The sequence below is a fragment of the Arthrobacter gengyunqii genome, from assembly GCF_023022985.1.
GTDB classification, from domain to species: domain Bacteria; phylum Actinomycetota; class Actinomycetes; order Actinomycetales; family Micrococcaceae; genus Arthrobacter_B; species Arthrobacter_B gengyunqii.
Map to the genome: position 1 here is coordinate 3,375,372 of NZ_CP095461.1, position 18,603 is coordinate 3,393,974.

At 64.9% G+C, this 18,603-nt stretch carries 22 protein-coding genes; 5 read left to right on the forward strand and 17 right to left on the reverse strand.

The genetic code is table 11. The features are described from left to right. Positions 1-2: 2 nt before the first annotated feature. From MUG94_RS15575 to MUG94_RS15610, 8 genes are all read right to left on the reverse strand, one after another. A complete protein-coding gene (locus MUG94_RS15575; RefSeq protein WP_227907067.1) occupies positions 3-692 on the reverse strand; it encodes a VOC family protein in 690 nt (229 codons plus the stop codon). 101 nt (positions 693-793) lie between these two features. Further along, positions 794-1,318 (reverse strand): flavin reductase family protein, encoded by a 525-nt coding sequence (locus MUG94_RS15580; RefSeq protein WP_227907068.1) that lies wholly within the window; start codon positions 1,316-1,318, stop codon positions 794-796. Between the two features lie 40 nt (positions 1,319-1,358). Further along, positions 1,359-2,015 (reverse strand): nuclear transport factor 2 family protein, encoded by a 657-nt coding sequence (locus tag MUG94_RS15585; protein ID WP_227907069.1) that lies wholly within the window; start codon positions 2,013-2,015, stop codon positions 1,359-1,361. A 40-nt stretch (positions 2,016-2,055) separates the two neighbouring features. Next, positions 2,056-3,243, reverse strand: coding sequence for an acyl-CoA dehydrogenase family protein (locus MUG94_RS15590; protein WP_227907070.1), 1,188 nt, complete (start codon positions 3,241-3,243; stop codon positions 2,056-2,058). A gap of 69 nt (positions 3,244-3,312) precedes the next feature. Then, entirely contained in the window at positions 3,313-4,743 is a 1,431-nt protein-coding gene (locus MUG94_RS15595) for an acyl-CoA dehydrogenase family protein (RefSeq protein ID WP_247098821.1), read from the reverse strand. A 22-nt stretch (positions 4,744-4,765) separates the two neighbouring features. Then, positions 4,766-5,287 (reverse strand): nuclear transport factor 2 family protein, encoded by a 522-nt coding sequence (locus tag MUG94_RS15600; protein WP_227907072.1) that lies wholly within the window; start codon positions 5,285-5,287, stop codon positions 4,766-4,768. Positions 5,288-5,620: 333 nt separating this feature from the next. Then, entirely contained in the window at positions 5,621-6,217 is a 597-nt protein-coding gene (locus MUG94_RS15605; protein ID WP_227907073.1) for a TetR/AcrR family transcriptional regulator, read from the reverse strand. Positions 6,218-6,242: 25 nt separating this feature from the next. After that, complete coding sequence (locus MUG94_RS15610) at positions 6,243-6,941, reverse strand: TetR/AcrR family transcriptional regulator (RefSeq protein WP_227907074.1); 699 nt, start codon at positions 6,939-6,941, stop codon at positions 6,243-6,245. 176 nt (positions 6,942-7,117) lie between these two features. On the opposite strand from MUG94_RS15610, the gene MUG94_RS15615 reads away from it, so the two are divergent. After that, positions 7,118-8,449: an acyl-CoA dehydrogenase family protein gene (locus MUG94_RS15615; RefSeq protein ID WP_227907075.1), complete on the forward strand. Its 1,332-nt coding sequence runs from the start codon at positions 7,118-7,120 to the stop codon at positions 8,447-8,449. 75 nt (positions 8,450-8,524) lie between these two features. Here MUG94_RS15615 and MUG94_RS15620 read toward each other — a convergent pair whose 3' ends face one another. The 4 genes from MUG94_RS15620 to MUG94_RS15635 all read right to left on the reverse strand — a co-directional run bounded on the left by MUG94_RS15620 (position 8,525) and on the right by MUG94_RS15635 (position 11,958). Further along, a complete protein-coding gene (locus MUG94_RS15620) occupies positions 8,525-9,301 on the reverse strand; it encodes an ATP-binding cassette domain-containing protein (protein WP_227907076.1) in 777 nt (258 codons plus the stop codon). Then, positions 9,298-10,317: an ABC transporter permease gene (locus MUG94_RS15625; protein WP_227907077.1), complete on the reverse strand. Its 1,020-nt coding sequence runs from the start codon at positions 10,315-10,317 to the stop codon at positions 9,298-9,300. The genes MUG94_RS15620 and MUG94_RS15625 overlap by 4 nt, the downstream gene beginning before the upstream one ends. A gap of 28 nt (positions 10,318-10,345) precedes the next feature. Then, positions 10,346-11,317 carry a sugar ABC transporter substrate-binding protein gene (locus MUG94_RS15630; RefSeq protein WP_227907078.1) on the reverse strand — a complete coding sequence of 324 codons (972 nt, stop codon included), beginning with the start codon at positions 11,315-11,317 and terminating at the stop codon, positions 10,346-10,348. Between the two features lie 155 nt (positions 11,318-11,472). Continuing rightward, positions 11,473-11,958 carry a MarR family winged helix-turn-helix transcriptional regulator gene (locus MUG94_RS15635; protein WP_227907079.1) on the reverse strand — a complete coding sequence of 162 codons (486 nt, stop codon included), beginning with the start codon at positions 11,956-11,958 and terminating at the stop codon, positions 11,473-11,475. A 95-nt stretch (positions 11,959-12,053) separates the two neighbouring features. On the opposite strand from MUG94_RS15635, the gene MUG94_RS15640 reads away from it, so the two are divergent. The 4 genes from MUG94_RS15640 to MUG94_RS15655 are packed head-to-tail and all read left to right on the forward strand — an operon-like array spanning position 12,054 to position 15,576. Beyond that, complete coding sequence (locus tag MUG94_RS15640) at positions 12,054-12,989, forward strand: 3-oxoacyl-ACP reductase family protein (protein WP_227907080.1); 936 nt, start codon at positions 12,054-12,056, stop codon at positions 12,987-12,989. A 35-nt stretch (positions 12,990-13,024) separates the two neighbouring features. Continuing rightward, positions 13,025-13,918, forward strand: a complete 894-nt coding sequence (locus MUG94_RS15645; protein WP_227907081.1) for an amidohydrolase family protein — start codon at positions 13,025-13,027, stop codon at positions 13,916-13,918. Next, complete coding sequence (locus MUG94_RS15650) at positions 13,915-15,099, forward strand: acyl-CoA dehydrogenase family protein (protein ID WP_227907082.1); 1,185 nt, start codon at positions 13,915-13,917, stop codon at positions 15,097-15,099. Before MUG94_RS15645 ends, MUG94_RS15650 begins: the two co-directional genes overlap by 4 nt. A gap of 24 nt (positions 15,100-15,123) precedes the next feature. After that, a complete protein-coding gene (locus MUG94_RS15655) occupies positions 15,124-15,576 on the forward strand; it encodes a MaoC family dehydratase (protein ID WP_210232469.1) in 453 nt (150 codons plus the stop codon). Positions 15,577-15,640: 64 nt separating this feature from the next. Here the strand turns inward: MUG94_RS15655 and MUG94_RS15660 are convergent, their stop codons facing one another. From MUG94_RS15660 to MUG94_RS15680, 5 genes are all read right to left on the reverse strand, one after another. Next, positions 15,641-15,784, reverse strand: coding sequence for an HNH endonuclease (locus MUG94_RS15660; RefSeq protein ID WP_341482153.1), 144 nt, complete (start codon positions 15,782-15,784; stop codon positions 15,641-15,643). A gap of 40 nt (positions 15,785-15,824) precedes the next feature. After that, complete coding sequence (locus tag MUG94_RS15665) at positions 15,825-16,373, reverse strand: hypothetical protein (RefSeq protein ID WP_227907083.1); 549 nt, start codon at positions 16,371-16,373, stop codon at positions 15,825-15,827. Next, entirely contained in the window at positions 16,370-16,597 is a 228-nt protein-coding gene (locus tag MUG94_RS15670; RefSeq protein ID WP_104053205.1) for a helix-turn-helix transcriptional regulator, read from the reverse strand. The genes MUG94_RS15665 and MUG94_RS15670 overlap by 4 nt, the downstream gene beginning before the upstream one ends. Before the next feature lie 233 nt (positions 16,598-16,830). Further along, positions 16,831-17,289 (reverse strand): DoxX family protein, encoded by a 459-nt coding sequence (locus tag MUG94_RS15675; RefSeq protein WP_227907084.1) that lies wholly within the window; start codon positions 17,287-17,289, stop codon positions 16,831-16,833. A gap of 10 nt (positions 17,290-17,299) precedes the next feature. After that, positions 17,300-18,475 (reverse strand): M20 metallopeptidase family protein, encoded by a 1,176-nt coding sequence (locus MUG94_RS15680; RefSeq protein ID WP_227907085.1) that lies wholly within the window; start codon positions 18,473-18,475, stop codon positions 17,300-17,302. Positions 18,476-18,603 lie beyond the last annotated feature (128 nt).

Genomic DNA, 18,603 nt, shown 5'->3' on the forward strand with positions numbered 1-18,603 from the left:
TGTCAGGCCTCCGCAGCGATCGGGAAGGGAACTCCGCGCAGCAGCTCGGGATTCGCCGCGATCTTCTCAGCCCAGCGGTCAGGGAAGGACGGGTTGGGAACCTCGACGGCGGGACGGAACTCGCCGGCATACGCGCGGCGGTGGATTTCGTCGTGGTCCATCCCCGCCTCGCGTGCGGCAACCAGCTTGTCCGGGTCGAACTGCGGCCCGAGCTGGTCCTCTGCGAACTCGCGTGAGGCCCACATCCACTCGCTCGACTTGCCCCAGTCGTGGAAGTTGTCCACCTGGATTTCGATTCCGTTCCCGTCCGGGTCGGCGTAGTACATGGACATCGTCATGCCGTGATCCATGTTGAAGGCGGGAAGAATTCCCTGGTCCCGCAGGCGGACGTAGTTGTCCAGCCACGAGTCGAAGTCGGGGTACTCGAACGCCGTGTGGTGAATTCCGGCTGAGTGGGGTTTATCCACCGGCGGGACCGTGCCGGGGATCCGGAGAAGCGCGATGCGGTGGTTCGCCTCATCGTTGACCAGCCATGCGGCGTTTTCCGAGTAGAAGATCGGCTGCAAACCGCAGACCGCCTCGTAGAATTTCACCATGGGGTCGATCTCCATGGTCATGAAGGTCGCGTGGTGGAGCTTCGGGGCGCGGATGGGCCGCGGTTTCGGCGTGGTGGCGTAGACGGACTGGGACATCATTGTTCCTTTACTCGGCGGCTGCGCCGCAGCCGATTCTTCAATTGTTCTAAACCGGTCAGTTTTTGTTCTGGACCGGCAGGTTTTCTGTGGGGACGGCCTCAGGCCGCCGGCTCCACAGGGGTGAAATGACCGAACCGGCGGTGCTGATAGACGAGGCCGGCAACGTCGAAGCTGTCTGCAGCCTCGACGAGGCCCGTCACGATCGTGTGATCGCCCGCCCGCACCTGGTCTACGACCCGGCAGGCAGCCCATGAGGCGATGCCGGCGATGCGCGGCAATCCCTGATCCATCACCCAATCCACGCCGGCGAACCGATCGAGCCCACGCTTGGCGAAGGTCGAGGCGGTCCCCGCCTGGTCGAAGGCGAGGACGTTGAGACCGAACCGCCCGGATTGCGCGATCAACTCGAGCAGGTCTGAGTCGTGTTGAAGCGACACCAGGACCATGGGCGGATCGAGCGACAACGATGCGAACGCACTGACTGTTGTCCCGTGCGGGACATCAAGAGTGGTCGTCACGATGGAGACGGGCGTGGCGACGGCCCCCATAGCTGCGCGGAACGCCTGCGGATCAACTACAACTTCTGCGTGCGTATCCACCGGTACCTCCTCAAAGAGATTCATATTCATACTGTACGGTGTAGTTCATTTTCCTGCAATGGTTTTATTCGGGCGTGCCGGGGAACGTGTCATACGGCTCCGGGGCGAGCGAGAGTTCCCGGGGGTCCCAGACAGGCGAGTACGGCACCTGCCCGCGGGGCGGGGCATCCGGTCCGTTCTCGCCGGCAGGCGGCAGCGGCGGAGGGCTCAGCTGCGCCGTTGTATCGGTGAAACTGGCACTGTAGTCCGTGATGAAGGTGGCCGAGAGCCTGAAATGCCAGAGTTTCCAGGCATCGCCTTCACGAATGAAGTCCGCCGAGTAACGCCCCCAGTACCAGAGCCCGCGCAGCGGGTTGCCTTCAACCCACCCGAGGTGATGTGCCTCGGCGCCGGGTGAGATCCACGCCGCCCGGGCAGTGCGCCCGTCGCGGGCGACTTCCACCACCGGCGTCGTGAGTAGGTGCTCGGCGTACTCGCCGGCCAGATCGCGGGCAGGAGCCTTCGCGGGTGGTGGTGCCCACGCCCTGCGGGCGGCGTCCGGCCCGGTGAACGTACCGAACGGCATCTCCACGACCAGATCCTCCCGGTCCGCGAACAACGGCGGAATCAGGTCGTCCCGATAAGCCGAGTGGTAGAACGCATAACGCCCCATGAGGTTTTCGATTTCGTGAACGGCTTCGAGGCGTTCCAGACGGTGAGCGATCTCTGCAAGTTCGGACATCATGCCCTTTCGTGACGGAGGGATGGAGTGGCGATATGGATCAGAACAGGGGTTCCACGAAATCGCCGAGCCCCTGTCCGAGGAGGACACCCCCGGCAACGGCACTCATGGTCATGAAGTCGGCCGATGCGTGATTGCGAATGACCTGCACATCCCTGCAGATGCGCTCCAGCGGGTCCCCCGTGCGGAAAATGGAAGCCCCCGACGAGCGCACCACAAGGTCCACGGCAGCGAAGGCCTTGGTCCCTGCGCCGGTGAGGCCCAGATTGATCACGGCGCGGTTCTCCAGGCTGGCCTCCTTCGAGTGTTCAGGTCCGTAGATGGCGGCCGTCATTTCGAGTGCGTCCCTCATCTGCAGCTCTGCGACGTGCAGCAGGTCCCAGGCGTGGGCGTAGGCCGATCGCACCAGCGGGTCATCCACGATTCGCTGCCCCGTCTGCATGCGGACACGCTTGCCCGCGTTCGTGCGGAACAGCTCCAGGGCCGCGTCCGCGGTGCCGAGCGCAACGGCGGCCTGGATGACGGGCAGGATGCGGTTGACGGGGTACGCCGCGAGCGGGTAGCCGGGGTGCAGGGCAGCAGCCCGCTCCGAGTCGGCGGAGAACAGGCCGAACTCGATCGTCCTGTACTCGGGAACGAAGAGGTCCTGCGCCATGACATCGTTGCTGCCGGTGCCCTTCATGCCGGGGACCTGCCATGTGTCGATGATCGTCACGTCCTCCATGGGTACTGCCACCGAGAGCGGTCCCGCAGGAGTGACCACGCTGACCATCACCCATTGCGCGTGCATCACGGCGGAGGCGAAGCGCCACCGACCGCTGATCAGGTAACCGCCCTCGGTTTCCACCGCTGTTCCGGGAGGGGTGGCTGCCGCCGCTGCCAGCGCGTACTTACCGCCCTGGAAGAAGTCGGCCTGCGCCTGTGCCCCGTAACGGGCGAGCAGGAGATTGTGGGACATGAGGAACGCGCCGACCCACCCGGCCGAGGCGTCGCCCCGGGACAGGGTCCGGACGATGTCAACGAACTCGATGAGATCGATCTGGGAGCCGCCCAAAGTGGCCGGGAGCATCGCGCTGAACAGGCCAGCCTTCTCGAAGTCGGAGATTGTTTCGTCCGGGAGGCGGCGAAGCTCCTCGGTCTCGGCAGCGCGTTCCCTCAGCAGGGGCACAAGTGCTTCGGCATTCGACAGGAGTTCAGAGGGAAGGGGGGCGGTGAGCAACTGGGGCATGACGGGAACCTTTTCTTGGTGACGGGACATGGACGACGGCGCGGTGAAGGGTACTGCTCGAGAATGGGTCTACGGCCGCGGCGGGGCACCGGGCGGGGGCGGCGCCGGGGAGCTGAGGGCTGCCATCATCGGGAACGGCGCGAGCCCGAACAGGTCCCGGCCGTTGATCTCGGCCATCGGATCGATCCGGAAGGCCCCATGCGTCGCCAGGACGTGAATCTCCCGCACCGCGCGCTGGAGCGGGTTCGAGAGCGCAACCGCCGACGATCCCAGAGCGAGGAGGAGTCCGTCCACCGTTTGAAGGCACTGGTGGATCAGGTGGACGAGATCCATCGTGATCTCGGGTTCTTCCGACGGCAGATAGTCCTCCCCCGCGAGCGCCCGCCGATCGGCCTCGTCCATGTGCCTGGCGAGGACCGCGTCCGCCGCATTGATGACCGCACGCGCTTTGCCGGCGACCATCTGGATCGAAGCCATTTCCGACATGGTCGCGTAGGGCAGATTGAACGGGGCACGCTTCGCGGCCTGCGCCAGGAACGAGTCAAGCGCCCCCTGCGCGATCCCGACGGCCAACGCGGCGAACGCGCCGCTGCTGCCGATCATCATCCCGAACGCGCCGTGCTTGAAACCCAACCCCGAATAGGCGCCGCGAAGGGCATCACTCATACGCGGAAGGTCAGCGGTGTGGACGACGCGGTAGTCGGGAACAAAGATCTCCTCATCGGCCCGGACACTGTTCGAGTTCGTCGCTTGAAGCCCCATGACGTGCCAGTCGTCCACGATCGCGTACTGATCTCGGGACAGGACCCCCATTGCACGTCGCCGCTCGCCGCTTGCCGGGTCGTCGTACTCGAACCCTACCGAGCCCCAGGCAGCGTGCTTGCTGCCGCTGCCGAACGACCACTTTCCCTTCACCTGATAGCCGCCGGCGACCTTGCGGCCGTCGCCGACTTTCGGAGCGAAGACGGTTGCACCGAACACAAGCGGACCGACCCATTCGTCGATTCCCGCAAATACTTCGTCGCGGACCCTCGCATCGAATCCCAGGATGTTCCGGGCAGCGCTCGAAACAATCACCAACCAGCCGGCTGCCGCATCGCCCTGACCGAGTGTTCGCACCACCTCCGCCGTATCGCGGGCACCGAATGCGTAGCCGCCCAGCTCCGTGGGGATGGTGACCCTGAAGGCACCGACGCGGTTCACGGCCTCAAGCGTGGCAGGAGTGAGTTCACCGAGCGCTTCCCCCTCGGCTGCCTGTTCGCGCAGCAGCGGCAGGAGCTGGACAATCTCGTCCCGCATTCGGCGGCCCTCATCACTCAGGTACGGCGATTCGGGAAACTTCGCCCTGATGGCTGGAAGCCCGTCCGGCAGGATCGGCTCTTTGGCGGGGACGCCGGCAGGCGGCATTGTGTGTGATGTTGTCATGGAGGGATCAGTTCTCTTCCTTGAGGTTTCCGTGATCAGACGTGCCGGCGTCCACCGCAGCAGTTCCGTCAGCATCGGTGTGACGTTTCGCCAACGGTCAGTCGCCCAGCGGGTTCTGGCCGGGGACCGCCTTGCGGAAGGTGCTCCAGTGCTCGGCGAGTTTGCCGTTGTGCACGCGGAACACAGTGAGGATGTTCCACTCGTACGTCCCTCCCGGGACAACGGGATCCGGCACGACCTCGCGCATCATGAGGCAGGCGACCTCACCGTCGAGAATGACACCCACCACGGGCGGCGGAACAACGCCGGTGGCCGGGACGTGGCGGAAGTGCTCGATGAGGTTTTCGAGCCCGTTGCCGGGCGCGTTCGGATCGTGCTGGACATAGTCTTCGGCGGCGTACCTGGTCATCACCTCGACAACCTGCTCCTGCACCTTGCCGTCACGGACCATGCGGGCCATGTCGGCTTCGAACTCGATGAGCAGCCGCTTGACCGCGGTGCGCTCAGGCGAAGAATCGGCGGCGACCGCAGACTTGAACTCCTCGTTATCGAGCCAGTTCTGATAGATCGCGGGATCGCTGATCTCAGCGATCCCATTGATGATGGCGAATCCAGGCATGATGCGGGTCCTCTCTGCGGCTGTCGACGTCGCGCCGCGAGTGGGCGACATTATCGAAACGTCAGCGTTTCGATCAGCTCGAGCGTCACACTACTGCCGCTCCACACGGAGCGCAACCCCCATCACCTTTCGCAGCCCGTTCCTGACGCAGGATGTGGGCGTGGAGACCCGCACAACTCGGGGGGGGTGGGAGTGGTGGGATCCGGACGGTGAAGGCATCGCCGAGTTCGGGGGCGCTGTGGGTTCGAAGATGCCCACGGATATGTGGAAGCACGGTTGAAAAACGCACACCTCCGGCAGGCGTGGGCGACGCCGGGGCGGGAGTGTGAAGTATCAGCGGTGCGAGAGCACCGGGACCAGAATCGTGTCGACGAAGCCGACCAGGTACTCGCGGTCCGGAAACGTTCCTTCAGCCAGGTGTTTGGCGAGCGGGATGGACAGGAACACATGATGGCAATAGCGCCGGACGGACGCGTCGACGGAGATTTCCCGCCGTGCGACGGCGCGGTCGATGGCCCGGTCGAGCGGGGAACCTGCAGGAGCCGAGAGCTGCTCACGCATCGTTTCCGCGAGCGCCTCGTCGCGCATCGATGCGTGGGCGAGGGCCGCGAGGAGAGTCATCTCCGACTCGGCCACCTGGGCGATCTGCTCCATGACGGCGACCAGGTCGCCGCGCAGCGTGCCGGTGTCGAGATCGGACGGCTCCGCCAGCTGGGCGTGCGAACGCAGGGCGGCCATGACCAGCCCCGGCTTGCCGTGCCACTGACGATAAATCGTCGCCGTGCTGCATCTGGCGCGTTTCGCCACGGCGGGCATGGCCAGGCCCTCATAACCGACCTCCTCGAGGAGGCCCAGGGTCTCGGCGAGGATCTCTGCCTCGCGGTGCGGCGAGAGCCGGCTGTGCCGCGGCCGTTCAGCGGGACTATTCACCGTGGCAGCCTTTCTCCGGGCATCCTCAGCCCAGCGCCGGGCCCCAGGGGTAGTCGTAGTCGGGTTTCAGCACCAAGTCCTGCTCCCCCGCAATTGGACGCAGCCCGCGCAGGAAGACGCGCACAATGTAGCCCACATGAGCTTCGAGCAGCTCGCCGGAGACGGCGAAGTCCGAGATCAGTGCGTCGAACTCGATGCCGGAAACCGTCATCCGCAGGAGCATTGAGGCGTGTGCCTCCGGCCGATCCACTTCGAAGCCGTGCTCGGAGCCATAGGCAACGAGCAGCTGGGCGATGATGCTGATGATGTCCGAGACATCAGGCATCGCAAGGGTAGTGATAACCGACTGAATCTCGCGCCGACGGTTGTGCTCAGCGATCAGCACACGGAAGTAGGCGATCGCCTGCGCGCCCGTGCCAGCCTTGCTCGCCGCAACCAGCGCGTCGACCAGCCGATCCTCAGCGGACCCCTCCGCTGATCCTTCGCGCTGCCGAAGCCCACGCAACCGCTCCCCGAGCTCCATGCTGCCGTGCTGCAGAACAGCCTTGAAGAGCTCGAGCTTGTCCTCGTAATACGCGTAGACCGTCGTCTTGGACACTCCGGCCCGAGCAGCCACCGCATCCATGGACGTGCCGTCATACCCGTTGACCAGCAACAGTTCGACAGCGGCATCGAGCACCGCGTCGCGCTTGCTGCGCCCGCCGCTTCGTTTTGCCCGTGGCATCCGGCTCTCCTCATGTTTCCGCTCCGGCTGAAATGTTTCCGCTCCGGCTGGATTCACGCCCGCCAGGTGCCGATAATCCCCATCCTATGCGCTGGACCGACCAGTACGGAAAGTTTCGATGGACAAACTCTCAAACTGGTCCGTACAGTACAATCCAGCCGACAGACGGAGATGACATGACTGACACGATCCCCCAGCCGCCCAACGAACTGAGCCAGGGCCTCCCCCCAGGACCTCCGCCGGAGCGCTCGAGCCCCCTGGATGCGCCGGCCTCAAGATATCTCACCGCTGAGGGGAAGCGGCTCGCAGCCGGGGTACGCGCCCTCCAGCACCGCATTCGGGAGCTCGCCCCTGAGTCTGAACGCCGTGGCCGGCTCAGCACAGAGATTGTCGAGGCCTTCACCGAACTTGGCCTCTACCGCGCCTGCGCCCCCATTGAGTACGGCGGCTACGCTCTGGGCGCTCGTGACATTGCGGAGATCGCGAGGGCGCTTGGACGAGGTGACGCCGCGGCAAGTTGGACCTTTTTTGTCGGCACCAGCCTTCGGATGGTCAGCACCTTCCCCAAACCCTTGGTGGACGAGCTCTACAGCCGCCAGCAGGGCCACGTAGGCCCGCTGGCCGCCGGGGGGTCCACATTCGCTGCCGTGACAGGCAAGGCGACCAGGACGGAAGGAGGGTGGAACGTCGAGGGTAAGTGGACCTATGTATCGGGAAACCATGACGCCGCCTGGCTCTTCGGCGGCGCCGCATGGGTCGACGGAAACCGCAGCGGCCATGCGCTCTTCATGATGGATCCGGCCGATATCCAGCCGCTCGATGACTGGCACGTGGCCGGAATGATGGCGTCCGACTCCAACTCCATCATCACCACCGCGCCGATGTTCGTCCCCGATCATCGCTTCATCGACATGGCAGAGCTCCCGGTGCACATGGACAGCGCGGCTGGACGGTTCGCGGGCCTTGCCTATGAGGCGAAGACGCGGGCATCCATGATGACCGCCACTGTATTGAACATGGCCACCCTGGTCGGAATGGCAGAGGGCGCCCTCGAGGTATTCCAGCAGCTCGCACCCAAGCGAAAGCCGTTCAGCCCGCCGTATGACACGATCGCCGAGATGGCATCGAGCCAGGTGGCAGCCGGCAAGGCAAAGGCGCTCATCGGTGTTGCGAGCGCGACCGTGCTCCAGTATGCGGACGAGATCGACCATCTGGCGGTTCGCGGCGAAGACTACACCGGGGACGAGGAAGCACAGGGCTGTACTGACCTCGCCTTCGCCGGACAGCTTGCAAAGGACGCGATCGACCTCCTGCTGCGTATCCTGGGCTCGTCGGGCATGTCGCTGTCCAGCCCGCTCCAGCGTTACTCGCGCGACGCCGGCGTCATACTCTCCCACGGCGCAATGCGCCTGGAATCGCTTGCGGAGATCAGTGGCCGACGCCTCCTCGGACAGCCCCCGTTCAAGATGTTCGCCGGCGGCCTGCAGGACAAGAGTGCACAGAAGTAACCGGCACAACAAATGATGATCTCGGGTGGAGCTTTCGCTCCACCCGAGATCGCCCGGCCTCCCGCTGTGTACCGCTCAGGACTCCAGGACGCCCTCTTGGACGGAGGCTCCCGTGATCCACCCGATGACGCTTTCCTTGTCGACTGCGCGTGTCGCGATATCTGCCACCTTGCGCCCGCGGTTGAGGACCAGGGTGCGATCGGACACGGCGAAGGCGAGGGGAAGGTTATGCGTGACTACGACGATCGAGGTGCCGCGCGCAGCGAGGGCCGTAATGAGTTCCTCGACGAGTTCGGTCTGCTCGTGTCCAAGCGCGGCCGTCGGCTCATCCATGAGGAGGATGCCCTGCTCGGGCAAGCGGGCGCTTGCCCGAGCAATCGCGATTACCTGGCGCTGTCCACCGGAAAGCATCTCCACGGGGCGGGTCACCGGCGCCGTCCGGATGCCCAACTCGTCGAGTTCGCGCTCCGATTCACGCCGCATCGCCTTGTGGTCGAGAAAACCGAACCACCCGAGAGGCCCGCGCATGAGCTGCTCCCGCCCCAGGGTAAGGTTCCCGGCGATGTCCATCGCCTCCACCAGGGCGAGATCCTGGTACACCATCTGGACACCGGCGCCGGAAGCATCCCTCGGCGACTTGAAATCCACCGGACGCCCGTGCACGAGGATCTGCCCCGAACTGGGGCTATGGGCGCCCGACATGACCTTTAGCAGCGTCGACTTGCCGGCACCGTTATCGCCCAGCAGCGCAACCACCTCGCCTGGACGGACGGTCAGGGACACCCGCTCCAGAGCGCGGGCATATCCGTAGTGGACAGAGATGTCCTTCAGTTCCAGTGCGGCGTCGCTCATCGTGTCCCTCTTTTCGCGCCGTCGTCGCCGCTGGCGAGAAGGAGCTTTGACGTTGTGTTTGTCGTCCACATGTTGAGGCCGAGACCGCCGACCAGCAGCACACCCGTCACCACCGAAGACCAGTCCGCCGGCACCTTCGCCAGCAGCAGTCCGGCAGAGATCGTCGCCACCACGATCACACCGAGCCCGACTCGGGGGAGACTCCCCCGCCCGCCGACGAACGGCACCCCGGCAAGCGCAACAGCTGTCATCGCGGTGAAGACGGTGCCCACGCTGGCGCTAGGGACAGCGGTCGTGATGTAAGCCGCGGTCACGATTCCCCCGAGGGCTGCGCACAGACCCGAGATCGCGAAGCCAAGGATGCGGTACCAGTTAACCGCGATGCCGACGCGTCGGGCCGCCTCGGCGCTGCCGCCGACGGCCAGCAGCCGCGTCCCCCCGCGGGTGAACTTGAGGAACACCGTGAGGATGACGAAGAGGACCACCGCTATGTAAACCGGTGCGGGAATGCCGAAGTACGTCCGCGTCCCCATGAACACCAGCTGGGTGAGCCCCGAGATGTTGTAGCTGCCGGCGATCAGGAGCGACGCTCCGCTGAGCACGCTGAGCATGGCGATGGTGACGATGAGGGGGTTGAACCCCCGAAGTACGACGACGGCGTTGACGACACCCACCAGGAGCCCCATCAGCAAGCCGCACATGATCGCCAGCCCCACCGGCAACCCCTCCTGAAGGAGGCGTCCGGTGACGACACCGGCCAGCGCGGCCGTGCCAGGCACCGAGAGGTCCAGCACGCCCGTCATGATCCCGACGGCGACACCCGCGGCGAAGATGCTCGCGATTGCTGCCGCGTTCAAGATCGAGATACCGGTGGGGAGGGTGAGGAAGTACGGTGCCCCCCAGAACGCGAAGACGATGACGATCGCGATGAAGAGCGCAAGGAGGCCCTGGTCACGGATCAGGAGCAGCCCGCGGATCTTCCACGGCAGGGCGTTGTTCGGTGAGATCTGACTCACCGTTTCAGCCCGGGTAACCAGCGCCATATTAGTTACCGCCCGTAGCCTTCACCGGAGTCTCGATGATCCCACCCAGGGAGGTGGGGTCGGAGATCATACGGATAAGGTCTGCTCCGGCCTCGCCAACGGCACTGGAGTAGTCCCAGCTGACGACAGAGGTAATGTCCCCGGCCTCCAGTGCGGCCACGGCCGCGTCTCCGCCGCCGCCGGCCACGATGCAGGCCGGAGTCTTGTTGGCTGCCTTGAAGGCACCCGCCGCGCCCAGCGCGGTCTCGTCGCTCGCGGCAATGATGACGTTCGCATCAGGGTTGGCGATGAGCAGCTGCGAGACGGTGGTCTGTGCACTCGCAATGTCCGCGGCCTCGCCGGTCGCGGCGATGGGGACGTCCGGGGCTCCGGCTGCAAAGGAGTCCTCGATGGCACCGATGACCTGCTCCGTGCCGCCCGCGGCATCAGGCGGCATCAGGAACAGCGCCTCGCGTCCTTCACCGTCAACGGCGCATTTCGCTGCAGTGTCACCGATCATGGTCCCGTACTTCAAGAAGTCCGGCTCGTCGAATGCGATCCCCGGCTGAGGACCCTCCAATCCGACCGACATGGGTGGACCCTCCACGACTGCGGGGATCTTCGCCGCCTGCAGCGTCGCGAGGCTTTGAGCGGCGGTTTCAGGCGCCACGGGCATGATCCACGCGCCCACGATGCTGTGCGTGTCGATGGCCTGCTGGATCTGCTGGGCCTGCTTCACCGCGTCGAAGTTCGCGTCCTGGATGGTGACGGTGTACCCCTCACCCTCGAAGTACTCGACCACGCCGTCGGCCAGCGCCGCGACGACGTCGATCTGGGAGGACGGCGTGAAGAAGGCGATTTCTCCCTTCGACTCCGCGCCGGCGGAACCGGCGGGCTTGGAAACTGCCTCCCCGGATGCGGCACATCCGGGGAGGGTCAACAGGCTCGCCGCGAGTGCGGCGCCTGCGACTGTGAGGGCGCGAGTATTCTTCATTGAAACTCCTTGAGCAGGGGGGCAGCATTGCCAGCGAAAGACACCAGACGTTGGCGGTTTCTGCACTGTACCGACCAGTAGACAAATGCGCAACACCCCCCTGCACGGACCTGGCCCGGCACGGGGCGGGCAGCCGCCGGATGACGCGGGCGGACTCAGTCGACGCCGCTGGCAATCCGTCGCACGAGAGCGGAAAGCGCCGCAAGGTCGGCGGTTGAAAGCGCCGCGAACGCGGACCCCTCCGCGATTCGGGCAGCCTCCCTTGCTCGCCCGTACAGCGCACGGCCAGCTTCAGTGGCGACGACGACGTTCACCCGCCGGTCGCCCGGATCCACCTCGCGGCGCACCCATTTGCGAGACTCCAGCCGGTCAATGATCGAGACGACCTGGCTGGGGTCCAGTTTGAAGAAGGTGGAAAGCTCTCGCTGCGTGGGGCGGGCATCCTCCGCCGCGAGTGCGAGCACCGAGTAGGACCGCACCTTCAGCCCGAACTCGGCGAGAGCAGCGTTGGCATTCAGGAGCGAGGTGGCATGTGCCCGCGCCATCAAGAATGCGAGGTCACCGGCGATCACGGTGCCCCAGAGGCGGCTGAGCTCTCTTGATGAACCCATGACCTCCGTCGGGGAAGGTGGTTTCGACATGGCACCATGCTAAACGGTTCCGTGACAATACAAATGATTGACATATTCAACTATTTGGGTTTTTATGAGAACCACTTCACGATAGGGAGAAAACCATGAGCCTCGAAGGCAAAGTCGCCATCGTTACCGGATCGGGTCGCGGCCTCGGCCTCGCCTATGCGCAGGAACTCGCCCGCCAGGGCGCATCAGTTGTCATAAACGACGTGGACAGTGCCATCGCAGCGGACGCCGTCGCCTCGATTGAGGCGACAGGCGGCAAGGCCATCGCGGTTGTTGCCCCGGTCGGATCCACCGAGACCGCCAAACTTCTCGTCGCCGCCGCGGTGGAGAGGTTCGGCCGGCTCGACATCCTGGTCACCAACGCCGGCGTCCTGCGCGACACCGTGCTCTGGAAGATGACTGATGAGGACTTCGACCTCGTTATCAACGTACATCTCCGCGGCACCTTCACCTGTGTGCGGGAAGCAGCCGCCTACATGCGTGAGAACAGCATCGCCGGCCGCATAATCTGCATCGGCTCCCCCACCGGACAGCGCGGCAACTTTGGCCAGACCAATTACGCGGCGGCCAAGGCCGGCATCGTGGGCATGGTGCGGACGTGGGCGCTTGAGCTCAGGAAGGCCGGCATCACTGCCAACACGGTCGTTCCCGTAGCGGCCACCGCGATGACGGCGACGGTGCCCTACTTCGCCGCTGCCGTTGCGGCGGACGAGAAGGACGAAGCCATGCCTCCGTTCTTCCGCCACGACCTCGGTTTCGGCACCGCCGCTGACGTCGCCGGCACCATCGCCTTCCTCGCCTCGGATGAGGCCGCGAACATCACCGGTCAGGTCATCGGCGTGGGCGGTGACCGCCTGCAGGTGTGGTCGCACCCGGAGCCCGTCGTCACCGAGTATCAGGACGGCGGCTGGACCTACGATGCTCTTGCCGCGCGGGGACCCGGCCTCATCGCTGACAATCTGCAGAGCATTGGCGAAAAGTTCCCGCCGCTGCCCGAAGAACTCCGGCCAGCTGCAGCTCCGACCGCCTAACCGCGGTTCCACACTTCCCGCGCAAGAGAGCCGACATGACCCGATACGAACCTGCCATCGATGTTGACGCGATCACCGCTATCGACATGCACGTCCACATAGAAGTGGGCGCGCACGGGCACCCTTCCCTGCCCGCCGACCTCTCCGAAGCTGCATCGAAATACTTCGCCACGGACGGCCCGAGGCCCGACCTCGATTCGGTTGCGGACTACTACCGCGAGCGCCGGATGGCTGCTGTCGTCTTCACTGTCGACGTGACAACCTCGCTGGGCCACCAGCCCATTCGAAGTGAGGACATCGCCGAGGGCGCAGCACGCAACAACGACGTGCTCATCCCTTTCGGTTCCGTAGACCCGTTGCGCGGTGCAGCCGCAGTGGAACACGCACGCCGGCTCATCGAGGATCAGGGCGTGCGCGGCTTTAAGTTCCACCCGACCCTGCAGAACTTTGACCCGAGCGACACGGCATACTTCCCCTTATACGAAATGCTCCAGGAGGCCGGCGTCATTGCCTTGTTCCACACGGGGCAGACCGGCATAGGCGCCGGATTGCCGGGCGGACGCGGCCTGCGCCTGGGACTTTCGAACCCAATGCTGCTTGATGTGGTGGCAGCCGAGCACCCCGAGCTCCAGATCATCATGGCCCACCCCTCTGTGCCCTGGCAGGACGAAGCGATCTCGGTTGCAACACACAAGCACAACACGTGGATCGATCTCTCGGGCTGGAGCCCGAAGTACTTTCCGCCAGAGCTCGTGCGAGCGGCGAACTCGACATTGAAGCGGCGTGTGCTGTTCGGCTCCGACTTTCCCATGATCACCCCCGACCGCTGGCTCCGCGACGTGGAACAGGCCCCCTTCAAGCCGGAGGTACTCCCCGGGATCATGAAAGACAACGCGGTGCGCCTGCTGGGCCTCGGAGGAACAGCATGACCCTCACGGCATCCGCGATCGGAATAGACCCCTACGGCTTCGCCGAGACACATCTGAGTGGGGCGGCGCGGGCCGCCCTCGCCGAACTCGCGGGCATCCTTGATCGTGAGGTGCGTCCCCTGATGGCAGACGCATGGGAGACCGCGACGATGCCCGACGGCGTGCTCGATGCCCTGACACCCCTGAATCTGATGGAGCCGAAGGACGTCCCGGATCACGAGGCACGCTCGTCGATGTTCGCCGGCTTTCGCAACTACGTACTCGCGCGCACAGACGTCTCCGTCGCCACCTTGTACAACGCACAGTCCGGACTGTTCCGCACCGCCTGCGCCCTCGGCGGGGCGCCCGAGCAGGCGGCGAATCTCGATCCGGAGATCCGCTCGTTCACGCTGAAGGGCGTGTTCGCCCTCACCGAGCCGGATCACGGTTCCGATATCGCTGGCGGCATGGCAACGACCGCACGGCGTGACGGCGCGCATTGGGTTTTGGACGGCGCTAAGCGCTGGATCGGTGGCGCGTCGTCGGCCGATGTGTTTGCTGTCTTCGCCCGGGATACCGCCGACGGGCAGGTCAAGGCCTTCATCGTGCCTCGGGATGCGCCCGGCGTTGCGCTGAGCCCCATCTCGGGCAAGATCGCCCTGCGGCCAATGCAGAACGCGGTTATTACTCTGACCGGTGTGCGTGTTTCCGAGTCCAACCGGTTGCAAGGCGTCAATTCGTGGCGCGATGTTTCCCGGATTCTCCGCGCCATGCGCTCGGATGTCGCTTGGATCGCCGCTGGCCTGCAGGCCGGTGCGCTTGAAGCCACGCTCGACTACGTGCGCAAGCGCGAGCAATTCGGAAAGCCGATTGGAGGCTTCCAACTCATTCAGGAAAAGCTTGCCCGCATGCTTGGCAACACAGTTGCCTCGCTCGCAATGGTCGTACAGCTCTCCGCCCGCCAGGATGCCGGCGACTTCAGCGACGAGAACTCCGCGCTGGCCAAGATGTGGACCTCGCTGCACGCGCGCGAGACCGTCGCCCTGGCGCGCGAAATCCTCGGCGGCAACGGGATCCTCCTTGAACACGACGTCGCACGGTTCTTCGCTGACGCGGAAGCCGTCTACTCGTACGAAGGAACGCACGAGATCAACTCCCTCATCGTCGGACGAGCCCTCACCGGCCAGTCCGCTTTCGCCTGACCCCCTAGCAAAAGGACCAACACCATGACAACAACCACCGCCTATTCCGACCTGCCCGACCTCGTGGGCTCCGACCTCGGCTTCACTGACTGGCGGACGATAACGCAGGAGCAGGTCAACACCTTTGCGGACGCCACCGACGACCACCAGTGGATCCACACCGACCCCGAGCGTGCCAAGGACGGCCCCTTCGGCGCGCCCATCGCGCACGGGTTCCTCACCCTCTCCCTGCTCATTCCGATGTGGGAGTCGCTGCTTACTGTCGACGGCGTCTCCACGAAGGTCAATTACGGACTCGACAAAGTGCGCTTCGTCTCCCCCGTTAAGGTGGGCGCACGCATCCGGATGACCGCGGCCATCGCCGGGGTGACCGAAGTCGCCGGCGGCTACCAGCTCACCGTCGATGTCACGATTGAGATCGAGGGAGGCGCTAAGCCCGCGGTCGTCGCGCGTAGCCTGCAGCGCTTCTACGCCTGAGCCAGCCCCATATTCGACCGGTGGTGCGTTGCCGGAGCACGCGAAGGCTTCGGCTCCGGCTGGATCATCGAGGAATCCAGCCGGGGGCTTCTTTGGCTTGGTTGCACGCTTCGCACAGTCCCTGCAGGTTGTCTGCGGCGCTGGGTCCGCCCTGGTGGAAGGGCCGAATGTGGTCGATGTTCCGGATCGGTGCTCCGCACCACGGTATCCGGCAGACCTACGGATGCTCAGTGCCCAAGCGCCTTCCGTCAGCCTTCATGCACGTCCCGCGTCCGGTTCGCCTTCCGGTAGCCGTGCACCCCGCCGATGATGGCCCCGGCTCCGCCGATCATGCCGCCGACCACAGCTCCCTGCGCCATCCCGCCAAAGAATCCTTCACCGGGGGTCACGTCAAACTGCGGCGGGCTGATCAGCGGCTGGCCCGCGAACACGGTGTAGGCCATGGCCGCAAATGTAACCACCATGCCCACGCCAAAGACCGCGATGCCCAACATCGTGGACAGGGCCCCGGCATTTTCCGCGAGCTTCTGCGGATTCACGCCGCGCCGCTTCGCGTACCAAAGCGCGGCGAGAGACGGAAGCATCGTCGTTAGCACCAACAGCGTCACGGGCAGCAGGAACAGCCCAAATACTGCGGCGATGAAGGCACCCACGAGGCCCGCATAAAGTCCGATCGTCAACCCGAAAGCATTCGACTCCATGAAGACGGACCGTTCCCGTTCGTCGCCGTAGGCGGGACTGTCCAGGTCCATGATTCGTTCGGCGGCTCGGTCGAGCCTGTTCGGCTTGCGTGTCATTTCCGGTCTCCCGCCTCGTCGGTGAACAGTTCCTCGACGGTCCCGCCCAAGGCACGGGCAATCTTCAGGGCCAGATACACCGACGGGGCGTAGTCGCCCTGCTCGACGGCGATAATCGTCTGCCGGCTCACCCCCACCAGCTCGGACAGCTCTGCCTGGGTCATGCGCTGCTGCTTCCGGCGCTCCCGCACCGGACTCGCAAAGTCAGCCTTTCGAGGAACCATACGGCAATGTTAGGGATCCTTGACATTTAAAGTCAAGGATCCGAGACATTTTCTCGCCGCGCGGAAGTCGTCCCACGTGAGCCCGCACTGATTTCCCTCCGCTTTGGGAAACGGCGACCGTTTTGGGAAATCGCTGCCGGTTTAAAGCGGCAGCGATTTCCCAAAGTGGCCGGAAATTCCCAAACCGGAGGGAAATGGATGGGGGCCGGGACCCTGCCCCCATGCCCCCGCAGCTACTTCTTCGCCGCAGCCCGCAACGCCTTCCACGCACCCGTGGACCACAGCGCCCAGATCACCAGCAGGGGCTGGAAGAACAGCCGGCCCAGACGCTTGCCGTCCGTATCCAGGCCAAAAGCATCAGTGTGCGTGACGTACTGGGAAATGTTGCCGGGGAAAATCGCCACAAAGAACGCCGCCGCGGCCCATCCCGCCGGCACCCGTCGCTTGCGGAGCAGGATCAGAGCGGCACCGAGGCTGATCTCCGCCACCCCGGAAAGCAGCACGACGGCGTCGTTATCCAGCGGAACCCAGTCCGGAACCTGCGCCTGAAACTCTGAACGGGCAAAGGTCAGGTGCGACGTTCCGGCGAACGCCAGGAACGCGCCCAGGGCGATCGCGCCCAGTCGGCGGGGCTTCGACGTCGGCGGGGCAGGTTGGGCCGCAGCCGCGGCAAGGCGTGAAACGAGAGACATGCGGGCAAGCCTACGTCAGGCGGTTGTACGCCAGCTGGGCAAGTGCTGCGGCCTGGTCGCCCAGCACGGAGTCGTCAAAGAGCACCCGCGGTGAATGGTTCCAGGCGACGGTTGCTGGATCCACCGACGGCGGTGTGGCGCCAAGGAACAGGAAGGTCCCGGGGATTTCGTCCAGCACCAGGGAGAAATCCTCGGACCCCATCAGCGGATCACGGGATTCCAGCACCCGGTCTTCACCAAACAGTGCCCGCAGATCGGTCAGTGCCTCGCGGGTCCGGCCGGCATCGTTGCGGGTGACCGGATAGCGGACGGTGAAATCGACGTCGACACTGCAGCCGTGCGCAGCCGCAATCCCTTCGGCGAGCGCCTTCGACTCAACGATCACCCGGTCCAGCGACTCCTCGGACAGGGTGCGCACGGATGCCCCGAGCTTAGCCGTATCAGGAATGACGTTGATGGCTTCCCCGGCCTCCAGCTGGGTGACGGTCAGGACAATCGGGTCAAACACCGAGAACCGGCGGGTGGACATGGTCTGCAGCGCAGAAGCGATTTCGGTGAGGGCGGGAACAGGGTCGACGGCGGTCTGCGGCTGGGAGCTGTGGCCGCCGGAGCCCTTCACAGTAATCCGCAGCTCGTTGGCTCCGGCCATCAGGGTGCCGGCCTTGGTGCGGAAAACCCCCAGCGGACCGGGACGCACATGGATTCCGTAGGCGGCAACGGGACGTTCCCCGGCGGCGTCGAGCACGCCCTCGTCGATCATCAGGCTGGCTCCGTTGTGGCCTTCTTCGCCGGGCTGGAACATAAAGATGACGCTCCCGGCGAGATCCTGTTGCTGAGCGCACAGCAGCTTTGCAGCACCCACCAGCCCGGCCACATGGAGATCGTGCCCGCAGGCGTGCATGTTTCCGTTGGTCGAGGCGTAGTCCAGATCTGTCAGTTCGGTCACCGGCAGGGCATCCATGTCCCCACGCAGCAGGACGGCCGGCCCCGGGTCGGCGCCGCGGAGCACAGCGACAACAGATGACGCCTTCAGCCCGACCGTGATTTCCAGGTCAAGGCCCTCCAGCGCCGCAAGGATCCGCTCCTGGGTCCGCGGGAGATCGAGACCGGTTTCGGGATCCTGGTGGAGTTCGCGCCGCAGCGCCACAAGTTCCGGGAGGATTGCCTGTACTTCAGAAACAAACATGCATTGAGTCCTGTCATCCGCGCTGATGCCCGGCCGCAGCAGCGGCAGGTGTTACTAAGGAGTAAACCATTCCTGTTGCCCCCGGCACAGCCGCGGCGGCGCTTTGGGACAGTCCCTGAAGCAACCGA